Source organism: Pseudomonas sp. S2_A05 (assembly GCF_054668485.1).
This window is the reverse complement of record NZ_CP162775.1, coordinates 5,738,620-5,753,105: the sequence shown is the minus strand read 5'-3', so window position 1 is coordinate 5,753,105 and position 14,486 is coordinate 5,738,620. Positions and strand designations below refer to the sequence as shown.

Annotated in this window: 15 protein-coding genes; 8 read left to right on the top strand and 7 right to left on the bottom strand. The window is 60.1% G+C overall.

Annotation, left to right across the window (positions count from 1 at the left end):
* The first annotated feature begins 23 nt into the window (after positions 1-23).
* From folX to AB4O12_RS25950, 3 genes are all read left to right on the top strand, one after another.
* Complete coding sequence (gene folX / locus AB4O12_RS25960) at positions 24-395, top strand: dihydroneopterin triphosphate 2'-epimerase (RefSeq protein WP_016771653.1); 372 nt, start codon at positions 24-26, stop codon at positions 393-395.
* A 95-nt stretch (positions 396-490) separates the two neighbouring features.
* The gene (locus AB4O12_RS25955) at positions 491-787 is read left to right on the top strand and encodes a DUF1244 domain-containing protein (protein ID WP_056782977.1); all 297 of its coding nucleotides are present in this window, start codon (positions 491-493) and stop codon (positions 785-787) included.
* Entirely contained in the window at positions 780-1,118 is a 339-nt protein-coding gene (locus tag AB4O12_RS25950) for a HopJ type III effector protein (protein WP_151550915.1), read from the top strand. The genes AB4O12_RS25955 and AB4O12_RS25950 overlap by 8 nt, the downstream gene beginning before the upstream one ends.
* Before the next feature lie 194 nt (positions 1,119-1,312).
* Here AB4O12_RS25950 and trxB read toward each other — a convergent pair whose 3' ends face one another.
* Positions 1,313-2,275, bottom strand: a complete 963-nt coding sequence (gene trxB / locus AB4O12_RS25945; protein ID WP_016771656.1) for a thioredoxin-disulfide reductase — start codon at positions 2,273-2,275, stop codon at positions 1,313-1,315.
* 312 nt (positions 2,276-2,587) lie between these two features.
* Here trxB and cysZ point away from each other — a divergent pair, with 312 nt between their 5' ends.
* Together cysZ and AB4O12_RS25935 are read left to right on the top strand one after the other, a co-directional pair.
* On the top strand, positions 2,588-3,340 hold the full coding sequence (gene cysZ, locus AB4O12_RS25940; RefSeq protein WP_038861129.1) for a sulfate transporter CysZ: 753 nt from the start codon (positions 2,588-2,590) through the stop codon (positions 3,338-3,340).
* 40 nt (positions 3,341-3,380) lie between these two features.
* The gene (locus AB4O12_RS25935; protein ID WP_460059934.1) at positions 3,381-4,580 is read left to right on the top strand and encodes a glycosyltransferase family 4 protein; all 1,200 of its coding nucleotides are present in this window, start codon (positions 3,381-3,383) and stop codon (positions 4,578-4,580) included.
* 127 nt (positions 4,581-4,707) lie between these two features.
* Here AB4O12_RS25935 and AB4O12_RS25930 read toward each other — a convergent pair whose 3' ends face one another.
* The 3 genes from AB4O12_RS25930 to AB4O12_RS25920 form a co-directional block, all read right to left on the bottom strand.
* Entirely contained in the window at positions 4,708-5,811 is a 1,104-nt protein-coding gene (locus AB4O12_RS25930; protein WP_122750878.1) for an NADH:flavin oxidoreductase, read from the bottom strand.
* A 155-nt stretch (positions 5,812-5,966) separates the two neighbouring features.
* Positions 5,967-6,449, bottom strand: a complete 483-nt coding sequence (locus AB4O12_RS25925; protein WP_016771660.1) for a glutathione peroxidase — start codon at positions 6,447-6,449, stop codon at positions 5,967-5,969.
* Between the two features lie 123 nt (positions 6,450-6,572).
* Positions 6,573-7,058 carry an FKBP-type peptidyl-prolyl cis-trans isomerase gene (locus tag AB4O12_RS25920; RefSeq protein ID WP_016771661.1) on the bottom strand — a complete coding sequence of 162 codons (486 nt, stop codon included), beginning with the start codon at positions 7,056-7,058 and terminating at the stop codon, positions 6,573-6,575.
* Here AB4O12_RS25920 and AB4O12_RS25915 point away from each other — a divergent pair.
* From AB4O12_RS25915 to AB4O12_RS25905, 3 genes are read left to right on the top strand one after another with little or no spacing between them, the layout of a single operon-like run.
* Complete coding sequence (locus AB4O12_RS25915; protein ID WP_073473919.1) at positions 7,027-7,353, top strand: DUF3565 domain-containing protein; 327 nt, start codon at positions 7,027-7,029, stop codon at positions 7,351-7,353. The genes AB4O12_RS25920 and AB4O12_RS25915 overlap by 32 nt on opposite strands.
* A gap of 51 nt (positions 7,354-7,404) precedes the next feature.
* Positions 7,405-9,504 carry a phosphate acetyltransferase gene (gene pta / locus AB4O12_RS25910; RefSeq protein WP_282384090.1) on the top strand — a complete coding sequence of 700 codons (2,100 nt, stop codon included), beginning with the start codon at positions 7,405-7,407 and terminating at the stop codon, positions 9,502-9,504.
* The gene (locus tag AB4O12_RS25905; RefSeq protein WP_236169719.1) at positions 9,505-10,410 is read left to right on the top strand and encodes an acyltransferase; all 906 of its coding nucleotides are present in this window, start codon (positions 9,505-9,507) and stop codon (positions 10,408-10,410) included.
* Positions 10,411-10,626: 216 nt separating this feature from the next.
* Here AB4O12_RS25905 and cysN read toward each other — a convergent pair whose 3' ends face one another.
* From cysN to AB4O12_RS25890, 3 genes are all read right to left on the bottom strand, one after another.
* Entirely contained in the window at positions 10,627-12,525 is a 1,899-nt protein-coding gene (gene cysN / locus AB4O12_RS25900; RefSeq protein ID WP_073473760.1) for a sulfate adenylyltransferase subunit CysN, read from the bottom strand.
* Between the two features lie 9 nt (positions 12,526-12,534).
* Complete coding sequence (cysD, locus tag AB4O12_RS25895; RefSeq protein ID WP_016771664.1) at positions 12,535-13,452, bottom strand: sulfate adenylyltransferase subunit CysD; 918 nt, start codon at positions 13,450-13,452, stop codon at positions 12,535-12,537.
* A gap of 248 nt (positions 13,453-13,700) precedes the next feature.
* Positions 13,701-14,459 carry a Nif3-like dinuclear metal center hexameric protein gene (locus AB4O12_RS25890; protein WP_130901481.1) on the bottom strand — a complete coding sequence of 253 codons (759 nt, stop codon included), beginning with the start codon at positions 14,457-14,459 and terminating at the stop codon, positions 13,701-13,703.
* Between the last annotated feature and the right edge of the window lie 27 nt (positions 14,460-14,486).

Sequence of the window (14,486 nt, the reverse complement as noted above, 5' to 3'; positions counted from 1 at the left end):
AATAGACTGGACGGAGCAAATCAATGCCACAACTTCAACCGGGGATGGCGCGCATCCGGGTCAAGGATCTGCGCCTGCGCACCTTTATCGGCATCAACGAGGACGAAATCCTCAACAAGCAGGATGTGCTGATCAACCTGACCATCCTGTACGCAGCGCAGGAGGCGGTGCGTGACAATGACATCGACCACGCACTGAATTACCGCACCATCACCAAAGCGATCATCGCCCACGTCGAAGGCAACCGCTTCGCGCTGCTCGAACGCCTGACCCAGGAATTGCTCGACCTGGTGATGACCAATGCATCGGTGCTGTACGCCGAAGTCGAAGTCGACAAGCCCCACGCGCTGCGCTTCGCCGAGTCGGTATCGATTACGCTCGCGGCGAGTCGCTAGCTTCAAGCCTCAAGCCGCAAGCTGTAAACTTTGCTCACAGACACCCATCTTGCAGCTTGAAGCTTGCCGCTCAAAGCTGTCTCGAAGAGACCCCCATGACTGATCAACAACGCCTGGAACTCGAAGCCGCCGCCTTTCGCCGACTGGTCGCCCACCTCGACAGCCGCAAGGACGTGCAGAACATCGACCTGATGAACCTTGCCGGGTTCTGCCGCAACTGCCTGTCGAAGTGGTACAAGGCCGAAGCCGACCAACGCCAGATCGAGGTCAGCCTCGATGACGCCCGCGAAGTGGTGTACGGCATGCCCTACGCCGAGTGGAAAGCCCAATACCAGCAAGAAGCCAGCGCCGAGCAGCAAGCAGCGTTTGCCAAAGGAAAACCCAATGACTGATCTGAACACCCTGCGCGCCAGCCTCAAGAGTGGCGAGCATGCTTTCGCCGACACCCTGGCGTTCATCGCCGCCGGTTACGACTACCAGCCTCAAACGTTCAACAACGGCGGCGTGGAAAACGCTGCCGGCCAGAATGAAGGCTCGTGCAAGACACTGGGTCTGGCACTGCTGGAAGGTCTGAGCGATGAAGAAGCGCTGCTGGCGTTCGGCGAGCATTACCGTTCGGTGCTGGCGACGCCTGAGGGCAGCGATCACGGCAATATCCGCGCGTTGATCAAGCACGGCCTGGCCGGGGTGAAATTCACCGCACAACCCCTGACCCGCCGCTAACAACGGGATTCGGATCGTTCCCACGCTCCGCGTGGGAATGCCTCATTGGACGCTCTGCGTCCGCTTTGGGACGCAGAGCGTCTCGGGCTGCATTCCCACGCAGAGCGTGGGAACGATCGAATTGCGTTGGAGCAGGAAGAGCGTGCACAAAAAAACCGGCCAATCTCTGGCCGGTTTTTTTGTGCCCTGCGGTCTTAGAACGTGGCGTTCTGCAGGCCGTCCAGGTAGCGCTCGGTGTCCAGTGCCGCCATGCAACCGGCGCCGGCCGAGGTGATGGCCTGACGGTAAACGTGGTCAGCCACGTCACCGGCAGCGAAGATGCCTTCGACGCTGGTGGCCGTCGCATTGCCTTCGCGGCCGCCCTGCACAACCAGGTAACCGTCTTTCAGCGTCAACTGGCCCTCGAACAGCGAAGTGTTCGGGGTGTGGCCGATGGCGATAAACACGCCGTCGACTTTGATTTCGTCGAAGCTGCCATCGTTATTGCGCAGACGCGCACCGGTGACGCCCATGTTGTCGCCGAGGACTTCGTCCAGGTTGGCGTTCAACTTGAGGATGATCTTGCCTTCGGCCACACGGGCGTTGAGCTTGTCGATCAGGATCTTCTCGGCGCGGAAGGTTTCGCGACGGTGAATCAGAGTCACGGTGCTGGCGATGTTGGCCAGGTACAGCGCTTCTTCGACAGCGGTGTTGCCACCGCCAACCACAGCGACCGGCTTGTTGCGGTAGAAGAAACCGTCGCAGGTCGCGCAGGCCGAGACGCCTTTGCCCATGAACGCTTCTTCCGACGGCAGACCCAGGTAGCGGGCGCTGGCACCGGTGGCGATGATCAGTGCATCGCAGGTATAGACGGCGCTGTCGCCGGTCAGGGTGTATGGCTTGGCAGCGAAGTCCACAGCGTTGATGTGATCGAAAACGATCTCGGTCTCGAAACGCTCGGCGTGCTCGCGCATGCGCTCCATCAGCACCGGGCCGGTCAGACCATGAACATCACCCGGCCAGTTGTCGACTTCGGTGGTGGTAGTCAGTTGACCGCCGGCCTGCATGCCGGTGATCAGCAGTGGCTTGAGGTTGGCGCGGGCCGCGTAGACCGCAGCGCTGTAGCCGGCGGGGCCGGAACCGAGAATGATCACTCGCGAATGACGGACTTCAGACATGAATCTGCTCCTGTTGGCCGGCCATGAAAAATCTGGCGCGGACGCCGGACGGCCGGCGGAATAAAAAAGGACCGTGGACACCTTGGGGAAGGCTTGAACTCGACAGTCCTGTAAAAAGTTGGGTGCAGCGTATCGAGGGGGGCAAGATTAAGGAAATACGGTTTAACAATCCAGCTCATAGGTGGTCTCTATGCCGAGACGCTGACGAGATAGACCTCTTTGTTACAGTGAATGTCGATTGCTCTGCCGCGCTTTCGCCGCTTGGTCAAAGCCGGTAACGTCGGCGCGTTTTCCCTTGCTTCGGAGCACCTTATGCCCGCCCCTGTTCTGTCCGGCCCGCAATACCTGCGCGAAGGCCTCAAACTGGTCCTGAGCCCTGGCCTGCGCCTGTTCGTGTTGTTGCCGCTGGCGATCAACCTTGTGCTGTTCGTCGGATTGATCTATCTGGCCGGCCACCAGTTCAGCCTGTGGGTCGACACGCTGATGCCGTCGTTGCCTGAATGGCTGAGTTTCCTCAGCTATATCCTCTGGCCGCTGTTCGTGGTCCTCGTGGCCTTGATGGTGTTTTTCACCTTCACCATGCTCGCCAACATCATTGCCGCACCGTTCAACGGCTTCCTTGCGGAAAAAGTCGAAGTGGTGGTGCGCGGCACTGATGATTTCCCGGCGTTCAGCTGGGGCGAACTGATCGCGATGATCCCGCGCACCCTTTCCCGGGAAATGCGCAAGCTCGGCTACTTCCTGCCGCGCGCCATCGGCCTGTTCATCCTGTCGTTCATCCCAGTGGTGAATATCGTCGCCGCGCCGTTATGGCTGCTGTTCGGCGTGTGGATGATGGCCATCCAGTACATCGACTACCCGGCGGATAACCACAAACTCGGCTGGAACGAGATGCTCGCCTGGCTGCGGCAGAAGCGCTGGCAGAGCATGAGTTTTGGCGGGATCGTCTATCTGGTGTTGCTCATTCCGGTGGTCAACATCCTGATGATGCCGGCTGCGGTAGCCGGGGCGACATTGTTCTGGGTGCGCGAACGTGGCGCCGAAAACCTGGTGATACAGCACTGACCGCGTCACAAATCCATCATCCGATCGTAACAAGCTCGACATGGCCTCAGCCGACACTGAGGTCATGACGATAGCTCTACATATCACCCTCATCAGCGAAACCTTCCCACCGGAAATCAACGGCGTGGCCAATACCCTTGGCCGCTTGTGCGAGGGTTTGCGCGCACGAGGGCATCAGGTGGAGCTGGTGCGCCCGCGCCAGGCCGGTGATCCACAACGCAGCGAAGACGATGCACTGTTGCTGTGTCGCGGATGGCCGCTGCCGGGCTATCCGGGGCTGCAATGGGGCCAGTCGTCGATGCATAAACTGCTGCGCCGCTGGAAACGCCAGCGGCCGGATGTGCTGTACATCGCCACAGAAGGCCCGCTGGGATTGTCGGCACTGCGCGCGGCACGGCGCCTGGGGATTGCGGTGGTGAGCGGTTTTCATACCAACTTCCAGCAATACACCAGCCAGTACGGCCTCGGTCTGCTGACGCGGATGCTCACCCATTACCTGCGCTGGTTTCACAATCGTTCGGCAATGACTCTGGTGCCGAGCGTCAGTCAGCGCTTGGAACTGGAGCGGCGGCATTTCGAGCGGCTGGCGTTGTTGTCGCGGGGTGTGGACAGCCAGTTGTTTCATCCAAGCAAGCGTCAGAGCGCGTTGCGTGAGCAATGGGGACTCTCTGATAAAGATATCGCGGTCATCCACGTAGGAAGGCTCGCCCCGGAGAAAAATCTGGGCCTGCTCAAACGCTGCTTTGAAACCCTGCAGCAGACTTATCCACAGCGCCATCTGAAGCTGATCGTGGTCGGAGATGGCCCGCAGCGTTCGGCGCTGGAAAAAGAACTGCCGGAAGCGATCTTCTGCGGCGCGCAGCGGGGAGAAGCCCTGGCGGCGCACTACGCCTCAGGAGATCTGTTCGTATTTCCCAGCCTGACCGAGACCTTCGGCAATGTGGTGCTGGAAGCCCTGGCTTCGGGACTCGGCGTTGTTGCCTATGATCAGGCAGCGGCGGCGCAGCATATTCGCCACGGCTACAACGGCGTGTCAGCGATGCCGGGCGATGAGCAGGCGTTTTGCGAGGCGGCGGCGTGGTTGCTGGAGGAGGATGAGCGGTTGCGTTGCGTACGGCTGAATGCGCGGCAGCATGGCAGTCGCCAGGGCTGGGCAGCGATTATCGAGCAGTTCGAGGGGTATTTGCGTGGGGCTTGTGCGGGGGAGCTGGTGGTGCCTGGGGCGCAGACACAACCTTAGATTTGCGTCGACACAGACACCGCTTTCGCGAGCAGGCTCGCTCCCACATGGGTACTGCATTCTTTCAGATGGAATGCGGTCGAAGGTGGAAGCGAGCCTGCTCGCGAATGGTTCGAACTGGCGCAGCTTAGACCAGCGACATCAACGCCTCACGGCTGAACGGCAGAATGTCCTGCTCACGCCCTTCACGGACTTTCTGCGCCCAGTCCGGATCGACCAGCAGCGCGCGGCCCACTGCTACCAGGTCGAACTCTTCTTTGTTCAGACGCTCCAGCAGGTTTTCCAGGCTGGCCGGTTGCGCGACCTTGTCGGTGTTGACCATGAACTGCAAGAACTCGCCGTCCAGGCCGACGCTGCCCACGGTGATAGTCGGTTTGCCGGTCAGCTTGCGGGTCCAGCCAGCAAGGTTCAGATCCGAACCGTCGAACTCCGGCTCCCAGAAGCGTCGGGTCGAGCAATGGAAAATGTCCACGCCAGCGTCAGACAGCGGCTTGAGAAACTCGCCCAGCGCTTCGGGGGTTTGCACCAGACGCGCGGTATAGTCCTGCTGCTTCCATTGCGAGAAGCGGAAGATGATCGGGAAACCCTCACCGACAGCCGCGCGCACTGCTTGAATCAATTCGATGGCAAAACGCGAACGGTTGGCCAGACTGCCACCGTATTCATCGGTGCGCTGATTGCTGCCTTCCCAGAAGAACTGGTCGATCAGATAGCCGTGGGCGCCATGGATTTCCACACCGTCCATGCCGATGCTTTGCGCATCTTTGGCAGCCTGGGCGAACGCGGCGATCACGTCCTGAATGTCCTGTTTGGTCATGCCGTGCACCACGACCTGACCGTCCTTGAGTTTCTCCGATGGACCGTAGCCCGGCACGCTGGCGTCCGGCTCGGTGCCGAGGCGACGTACGCTGCCGACATGCCACAGTTGCGGGACGATCTTGCCGCCCTCGGCGTGCACGGCGTCGACAACTTTTTTCCAGCCGGCGAGCGGCGCGTCACCGAAAAATTGCGGCACGTTTGGATAGCCATTGGACGCGACGTGGCCGACGGTGGTGCCTTCGGTGATGATCAGGCCAACCCCAGCGGCCGCACGTCGACGGTAGTACTCAATGACTTTGGAATTCGGCACACCGCCCGGCGAAAACGAACGGGTCATTGGCGCCATGACCACGCGGGTCGGCAGTTCGAGGGCACCGAGGTGGAACGGTTTGAACAGGGCTTGAACAGGCATCGAGAGGCTCCACGAAAACATTGGCGACGGACATTAATCGATATGACGGCGATAATATCCGCCACGTTCTTCGCGTGACAGCACTATTGATCTGAATGATTAAGGGTCAAAAGGCAGGCAAAAAAAATCGCAGCTCAATGCTGCGATTTTCTGATTCAGGCTAAGGCTTTTTCGATCGCGGCAATCACTGTCGGATCATCCGGCGCCGTGCGCGGCGAGAAGCGCGCCAGCACCCGGCCATCCTTGCCGAGCAGAAACTTTTCGAAGTTCCAGGTGATGTCACCGGGAAACTCGGCGCCCTCGCCCGCCAGCAGGCGATACAACTGATGCCGCTCGTGACCATTGACTTCGAGCTTGCTCGACAACGGAAAGGTCACGCCATAGTTGAGGCTGCAAAACTCCTGGATTTCTTTCTCCGAGCCTGGCTCCTGACCGGCAAACTGGTTGCACGGCAGGCCCAGCACAGCAAAGCCTTTATCTTTGTATTGCTGGTAGAGGTTTTCCAGTGCCGCGTACTGAGGGGTCAAGCCGCATTTGGAGGCCACATTGACCACCAGCACGACTTGGCCCTTGAACGGCGCCAGCGGTAGCTCCTGACCATCCAGGGCTGTCAACTTAAGGTCGTGAAAAGCACTCATGCCGAACTCCAGGATTCTCGTGTTCTACTCGAAACAGCCACTTGGCGAGGCCACCAAGGACAGCCGCGGACTAAAAAGGCGCCCACAGGCGCCTCTCCAGTACTCGAAGCTTAGCGCAGAAAATCAGTGGTGATGGCCACCTTCGCCATGGACGTGACCATGAGCGATTTCTTCCTGGCTGGCGTCACGGATATCAACGATCTTCACTTCGAAGTTCAGGCGCTGACCGGCCAGAGGGTGGTTGCCATCAACGGTGACGTCATCGCCGTCCAGATCACGGATGGTGACGATCTGCATCTGGCCGTCCGGCGCCGAAGCGTGGAACTGCATGCCGACTTCCAGCTCGTCAACGCCTTCGAACATGCTGCGGCTCAGGGTGCTGACCAGCTCGGCGGCGTATTCGCCGTAAGCGTCTTCAGGCTCAACGGCTACTTTCAGCTCGTCGCCGACAGCTTTGCCTTCAAGGGCTTTTTCCAGGCCCGGGATGATGTTGCCTGCGCCTTGCAGGTAAACCAGCGGAGCGCCGCCGGCGGAGCTGTCGATGACCTCACCAGCGTCGTTGGTCAGGGTATAGTCGATGGAGACAGCCTTATTGGCGGCGATCAGCATGGGGCGAGACCTTTTGCATAAGAATATAGAAAGGCCAAGTTTAGCGAAGCAATCGCGTGAAAGCGACCACAACCCGGACAAACGGGTTTCGACCATCACCGGCTTCCATCAGGACGAAGATGGCCATTGGGTGGTCGAGCTTTCCTGTGGCCACACCCAGCACCTGCGCCACCAGCCGCCGTGGCAAACCCGCGCCTGGGTCCTGGATCCGGCGCAACGTATTGAAAAAACAGGTCAACCCTTTGCCTGCGGTTGGTGTGCACAAGGCTCGGTTAGCGCTAACCTTGGCGACTGAATTTCGGTAGTCGGCCAGACATAGGCTGACACCCTTGCATAGAGAATTCCCATGCAAACTTTTTTTATCGCCCCCACCGATTTTGGCGTGGGTCTGACCTCCATCAGCCTCGGGCTGGTGCGCACGCTTGAACGAGCCGGCCTCAAAGTCGGCTTCTTCAAACCGATCGCCCAGCCGCATCCCGGCGACACCGGCCCTGAACGTTCCACCGAACTGGTGGCGCGCACCCATGGCCTGAAACCGCCACAACCGTTGGGGCTGGCGCACGTCGAACGCATGCTCGGCGACGGTCAGCTCGACGAATTGCTCGAAGAAATCATCACCCTGTATCAGCAGGCGGCGGTCGGCAAAGACGTGCTGGTGGTAGAAGGCATGGTGCCGACCCGCAGCGCCAGTTACGCCGCGCGGGTCAATCTGCATCTGGCCAAGAGCCTGGATGCCGAGGTGATTCTGGTCTCGGCGCCGGAAAACGAAGTGCTCGCCGAGCTTTCTGGCCGTGTCGAGCTTCAAGCGCAATTGTTCGGCGGCCCGAAAGATCCGAAAGTCCTCGGAGTGATCCTTAACAAGGTCAAGACCGACGAGAGCATGGACGCCTTCGCCACGCGTCTGAAGGAGCATTCGCCGTTGCTGCGCAGCGGTGATTTCCGCTTGCTTGGCTGCATCCCGTTTCAGCCGGAACTCAATGCGCCACGCACCCGCGACGTCGCCGACCTGATGGGCGCGCAAGTGCTCAACGCGGGCGACTACGAAACCCGGCGCATGAGCAAAATCATCATCTGCGCACGAACCATGCGCAACACCGTCGAGCTGCTCAAGCCCGGCGTGCTGGTGGTGACGCCGGGCGATCGCGACGACATCATCCTCGCCGTCAGCCTTGCCGCGATCAACGGTGTGCCGCTGGCCGGCCTGCTGCTGACCAGCGACACCCTGCCCGACCCGCGCATCATGGACCTGTGCCGAGGCGCCTTGCAGGCCGGTCTGCCGGTGTTGTCGGTGAGCACCGGCTCGTACGACACCGCCAATCTGCTCAATGGCCTGAACAAGGAAATCCCGATCGATGACCGCGAGCGCGCGGAGATCATCACTGATTTCGTCGCCAGCCACCTCGACGCCAACTGGCTACATCAGCGCTGCGGTACGCCTCGGGAGATGCGCCTGTCGCCGGCGGTGTTCCGCTATCAATTGATCCAGCGTGCGCAAGCGGCGAACAAGCGCATCGTGTTGCCCGAAGGCAGCGAGCCGTTCACCGTGCAAGCAGCGGCGATCTGTCAGGAACGCGGGATCGCCCGCTGCGTATTGCTGGCCAAACCCGAAGATGTCGAAGCGGTCGCCCGCGCCCAAGGCATCGTGCTGCCGCCGGGTCTGGAAATCCTTGACCCGGACCATATCCGCGAGCGCTACGTCGAGCCGATGGTCGCTCTGCGCAAGAGCAAAAGCCTCAACGCTCCGATGGCTGAGCAGCAACTGGAAGACACGGTGGTGATCGGTACCATGATGCTGGCGCTGGATGAGGTCGACGGCTTGGTTTCGGGTGTGATCAACACCACCGCCAATACCATCCGCCCGGCCTTGCAACTGATCAAGACCGCACCGGGCTGCACGCTGGTGTCGTCGGTATTCTTCATGCTCTTTCCGGAAGAAGTGCTGGTCTACGGCGACTGCGTGATGAATCCACACCCGAGCGCCGCAGAACTGGCCGAGATCGCCCTGCAAAGCGCTGACTCGGCGGCCGCATTCGGCATTACCCCACGGGTGGCGATGATCAGCTATTCCAGCGGCGAATCGGCGCGCGGTGAAGAAGTCGAGAAAGTCCGCGAGGCGACCCTGCTCGCCCATGAGCAACAAAACTCGCTGTTGATCGACGGACCGTTGCAGTACGACGCTGCCGCGAACGCCGACGTGGCGCGGCAACTGGCGCCGAACAGTCAGGTCGCCGGGCGCGCCACGGTGTTTGTGTTCCCCGATCTGAACACCGGCAACACCACGCACAAAGCCGTACAGCGCAGCGCCGATTGCGTCAGCCTCGGGCCGATGCTGCAAGGCCTGCGCAAACCGGTGAACGACCTGCCGCGCGGTGCGCAAGTCGATGACATCGTCTACACCATCGCGCTCACCGCGATTCAAGCCGCCAACCGACCTATGGATGTGTAAATGCTGGATTTTCTACCCGCCCCCGTGCGCGGCGTGATCGCCTCGCTGCTGTTGGCGCTCAACACGATTCTGCTGTGCTCGTTCCTGTTCTGTGTGGCGCTGGTCAAAGCCCTGCCGTTTGCCTTTACCCAGCGCATCGCCGGTTGGCTGATGAGCCACACCCACGAGGCCTGGATCAGCAATAACAAAGGCTGGATGAATCTGGTACGGCGCACCCGCTGGCACGTCAGCGGCCTGCAAGGCCTCGACTATCAGCACTCGTACCTGATCACCAGCAACCACCAGAGCTGGGTGGATATTCTGGTGCTGCAATACGTGCTCAACCGCAAGATCCAACCGCTGAAATTCTTCCTCAAGCAGGAGCTGATCTGGGTTCCGGTAATCGGGCTGGCCTGGTGGGCGCTGGGCTTTCCGTTCATGAAGCGCTACTCCAAGGCGTATCTGGAAAAACACCCGGAGAAGAAAGGCAAGGACCTGGAAACCACGCGCAAGACCTGCGCGAAATTCCGGCATAACCCGGTGGGGATTTTCAACTTCGTCGAAGGCACACGCTTCACCGAAGGCAAGCATGCGCAGCAGCAGTCACCGTTCAAGTACCTGCTCAAGCCCAAGGCCGGCGGGATCGCCTTTGTGCTGGATGCGATGGGCGAACAGCTGGAGTCGATCGTCAACGTGACGATTCATTATCCAGCGGGGCGTCCAGGGTTCTGGGATTTGCTCTGCGGCAATGTGCGCGATGTGGTGGTGCATTTTGAAGAAATCAAAATCCCGCCGGCCTTCATCGGCAAGAACTACGACCAGGACGGCGAGTATCGATTGCAGTTTCAGGGCTGGATCAATCAGCTGTGGCTGGACAAGGATGCGTTGCTGGAGCAGATGCACCGCGAATATCCAGGTCACCAATAAACCCCTGTGGGAGCGAGCCTGCTCGCGAAAGCGGTGGATCAGCATACAAAGATGTTGAATGAGATAAAGCATTCGCGAGCAGGCTCGCTCCCACAGTTGATCGTTCCCACGCTCCGCGTGGGAACGATCACCCGGCACAAAAAAGCCCGCCGATGATCACTCATCGACGGGCTTTTTCTTGCCGCTTGCAGCTAGAAGCTTGTAGCTGCTTCTGCCTTAGATCGCGCCACGCTGACGCAACAGCTCCAGCACTTGCTTGACGCTTTCTTCCAGACTCAGCGACTGCGTGTCGATCACCAGATCGGCATTGAGCGGCACGTCGTACGGGAAGGATTCGCCCGGGATATTGTCGCCGCCAGCAGCGTACAGCCCTTGCGGATCACGCTCGGCGCACACGGTCGGCGAGGCCTGCACGTAGACCGTCAGCAAGCGATCCTTGCCGATCAGTTCCTTGGCCTGCTCGCGACCTTCGGCACTTGGCGCGACGAACGCGGCCAGGGTCAGCAGCCCCGCTTCGTTGAACTGACGCGCCACGTGGGCGGCTCGACGCCAGTTCTCGGTACGCCCGGCGCGATCCTGTGGCAGACCTTTGTTCAAGTCATGACGCAGGTTCTGGCCATCGAGTACAAACACCGCGCGGCCCATGTCGAACAGCTTGCGCTCGACCGCATACGCCAGGGTGCTTTTACCCGCGCCGGACAGGCCGCTGAACAGCACGGTGGCCGGTTGCTGGCCGAAGCGCTGGGCACGCTCTTCAGTCGCCACGTGGGCCAATTTGCCGTGGTGGGTTGCAGTGCCATGGGCCACTGGCTGAGCGACGATCATGCCGGCGCCAACGGTGCCGTTGGTCAGGCGATCGATGACGATGAATGCGCCGGTGGTGCGGTTGCTTTCGTAACCGTCGAGGGCGATCGGCGCGTCGAGCGCGATCTTCACCTTGCCGATTTCGTTGAGCTGCAACGCGCTCGCCGGGCCTTCTTCCAATGTGTTCACGTCGACCTTGTTGACGATGCTGGCGATCGAGCCCGGCACGTAACTGGTGGCGCGTTTGATGTCGTATTTCTTGCCCGGCAGCATCGGCTCTTCAGCCATCCACACCAGCATCGCTTCGAAGCTGTCGGTGACCGGTGGCACGTTGTCGGCATGCACCAACAGGTCGCCACGGGAGATATCGATTTCGTCTTCCATGGTCAGGGTTACCGCCTGACCTGGGCCGGCGTGCTCCAGTTCACCTTCGAAGGTGACGATGGATTTCACCCGGCTGCTCTTGCCCGACGGCAGCACCACGACTTCATCGCCCTTGTGCACGATGCCGCTGGCCAGGGTGCCGGCGAAACCACGGAAATTCAGGTTCGGACGGTTGACGTACTGCACCGGGAAACGCAGATCGGTGAAGTTGCGATCGCCCGCCACTTCCACAGTCTCGAGGATTTCCATCAGCGACTGGCCGGTGTACCACGGCGAGCGCTCGGACTTGTTCACCACGTTGTCGCCTTTAAGGGCAGACATCGGCACGAAGTGCATGCTGGTCGGCTTCATCTTCAAGCCTTCGGCGAACTTCAGGTAGTCGGCCTTGATCGACTCGAACACGCCTTCGTCGAAGTCCTTCAAGTCCATCTTGTTGATGGCGACGACGATGTGTTTGATGCCCAGCAACGAAGCGATGAAGCTGTGGCGACGGGTCTGGGTCTGCACGCCGTAACGGGCGTCGACCAGAATGATCGCCAGGTCACAGGTGGATGCACCGGTGGCCATGTTGCGGGTGTACTGCTCATGGCCGGGGGTGTCGGCGATGATGAATTTGCGCTTGGCGGTGGAGAAATAGCGGTAAGCGACATCAATGGTGATGCCCTGCTCACGCTCGGCCTGCAGCCCGTCGACCAGCAATGCCAGATCGATGTCGTCACCGGTGGTGCCGACTTTCTTCGAATCGCGGGTGATCGCTTCGAGGTGATCTTCGTAGATCATCTTCGAGTCGTGCAGCAGGCGCCCGATCAGGGTGCTCTTGCCGTCATCGACGTTACCGCAGGTCAAAAAGCGCAGCAGCTCTTTACGTTCGTGCTGGCCCAGGTAGGCGAGGATGTCCTCGCTGATCAAATCAGAAACATGCGACATGACAGCCCCTTAGAAATAGCCTTGACGTTTTTTGTCTTCCATCGAGCCTGCGCCATCGTGGTCGATGACCCGGCCCTGGCGCTCGGAAGTTCGCGTCAGGAGCATTTCCTGAATGATGTCCGTCAGGCTTTCGGCCTCGGACTCCACCGCGCCCGTCAACGGGTAGCAGCCAAGGGTGCGGAACCGCACTTTCTTTTTCACGATGCGCGCTTTGTCTTCATCGGACAGGTGCTCGAGGATGCGCTCGTCGTCGATCATGATCAGCGTGCCGTTCTTCTCGATCACTTCGCGTTCGGCGGCAAAGTACAGCGGCACGATCGGGATGCCTTCGAGGTAGATGTACTGCCAGATATCCAGTTCGGTCCAGTTCGACAACGGGAACACACGGATGGATTCGCCCTTGTTGACCTTGCCGTTGTAGACGTTCCACAGCTCCGGACGCTGGTTTTTCGGGTCCCAGCGGTGCTTGCTGTCACGGAACGAGTACACGCGCTCTTTGGCGCGGGATTTCTCTTCATCGCGACGGGCGCCGCCGAACGCTGCGTCGAAACCATGCTTGTCGAGTGCCTGTTTCAGGCCTTCGGTTTTCATGATGTCGGTGTGCTTGGCGCTGCCGTGGGTGAACGGGTTGATGTTCTGCGCTACGCCATCGGGGTTGATGTGGGTAATCAGGTCCAGGCCCAAGTCTTCGACCATCTTGTCGCGGAACTTGTACATTTCCTGGAATTTCCAGCGGGTGTCGACGTGCATCACCGGAAACGGCAGTTTGCCCGGGAAGAACGCCTTGCGTGCCAGGTGCAGCATCACGGCGGAGTCTTTACCGATGGAGTACAGCATCACCGGGTTATCGAACTCGGCGGCCACCTCGCGGATGATGTGGATGCTTTCCGCCTCCAGCTGTTTCAGATGCGTCAGTTTGTCGACCATGGCTACTCACGAAAGCTTTCTTATGAACGGCCAGCGGGCCGTGTTCGAGCGAGGAATCCTAGCACAGCGACCTCTTCTAATCAGGACGCCAACTAGATCGAAAGGGTATATGAATATGCCCACCAGTTCGGCCGTCAGGGCCGAACGTGGAGCGAGCCTGCTCGCGAAGGCGGAGTGTCAGGCACCTTTGTATTGAAGGTCTGACGCCTTCGCGAGCAGGCTCGCTCCCACAGGAGTTTGCGGTGAGCTCAGATCGGGTTCGGGATGTCGATGAAGATGTGCTCAAGGGCAAAGCGCTTCGCCAGATACTCGCCCAGCGCCTGCACGCCATAGCGTTCGGTGGCGTGATGGCCGGCGGCGATGAAGCTGATGTCGTTTTCCCGCGCACTGTGGAAAGTCTGCTCGGAGGCCTCGCCACTGATGAACAGATCGACCCCCGCCGCCACGCCCTGATCGATATAACCCTGGCCACCGCCGGTGCACCAACCGACGCGGCGGATCATGCCGCTGCCTTCTATCAGCAGCGGCTCGCGGCCCATGACTTCCTGAACCTTGCGCGCGAAATCCCGTGCGGTCATCGGCTCATTCAGCGAACCGACCAGCCCGACGACTTTCGGGTTGCTCGGGTCCAACGGCCCTTCAACAGTGATGTCGAGCTGACGCGCCAGTTGCACGTTGTTGCCAACGTCCGGGTGCAGATCCAGCGGCAGGTGATAAGCGAGCAGACTGATGTCGTGCTTGAGCAAGGTTTTCAAGCGGCGCTGTTTCATGCCGGTGACGCAGGGGTTTTCGCCTTTCCAGAAATACCCGTGATGGACCAGGATCAGGTCGGCCTCGGCCTCGACGGCGGCATCGAGCAACGCCTGGCTGGCGGTGACGCCACTGACGATGCGCATCACTTGCGGGCGGCCTTCGACCTGTAATCCGTTAGGGCAATAATCGGCGATTTTCGCACTGCCCAGGTAACGGTCGGCTTCTTCGACGAGGGTGCTGAGGGCAACGGCCATGAAAGACTCCTAAATATCCCGTTCAGA